This is a genomic window from Halorubrum sp. SS7 (assembly GCF_005435055.1).
GTDB classification, from domain to species: Archaea; Halobacteriota; Halobacteria; order Halobacteriales; family Haloferacaceae; genus Halorubrum; species Halorubrum salinarum.
Map to the genome: position 1 here is coordinate 1 of NZ_SGXV01000246.1, position 558 is coordinate 558.

Annotated in this window: 1 protein-coding gene; it reads right to left on the reverse strand. The window is 65.9% G+C overall.

All coding sequences use genetic code 11. The features are described 5' to 3' along the window. Positions 1 to 98: 98 nt before the first annotated feature. Positions 99 to 398, reverse strand: a complete 300-nt coding sequence (locus EXE44_RS17860; protein ID WP_092923519.1) for a sulfurtransferase TusA family protein — start codon at positions 396 to 398, stop codon at positions 99 to 101. Positions 399 to 558 lie beyond the last annotated feature (160 nt).

Genomic DNA, 558 nt, shown 5'->3' on the forward strand with positions numbered 1-558 from the left:
CTGCTCGTACTCGGACGCCGGCCGCGTGTCGATGACGCGGATGTCGCCCTGCTGGACGCGCTCGTTGACTTCCTCGGGGGTGAGTTCCTCGACCATGGTTACTCCTTCCGCATGAAGATTCGGTAGCGGCCGTTACCGGACTTCCACACCTTGGCGGTCGCGTCCTCGCCGACCGCCTTCGGGACGTTCTCCGTGCTGGGCACGTGGTCCGTCTCCTGAACGAGCACGTCGCCGGGCGAGAGCCCCGCGATCGCCTTCTTCGCCTCGACCTGCGGGTAGGGACAGACCTCGCCGGTCATGTCCTGTACCTCGGTCGCGTCCTCGAAGAGCGCCTCGGCGGTCTCGTCGTCGAGCTCGTCGGGCATCTCGACGACGTCGTCCCACGATAGTTCACTCATGGCCACCCGTACGTCTCCCGTCGTGGAACGGCTTTCGTGACCGGCAGGTTTCTCCCGTATCACGGACGGGCGTCTGCCGCGCACGACCGCGACGTGGCCCGAAACCGCCGTTTTCGTCGGACTCTTATTCGGGAGCGGCGAACGGGAGGTATGACCGGAC

Excerpts from the sequence above, each read along its gene's own strand:
- EXE44_RS17860 (WP_092923519.1), bottom strand. The coding sequence starts at position 398 with ATGAGTGAACTATCGTGGGACGACGTCGTCGAGATGCCCGACGAGCTC.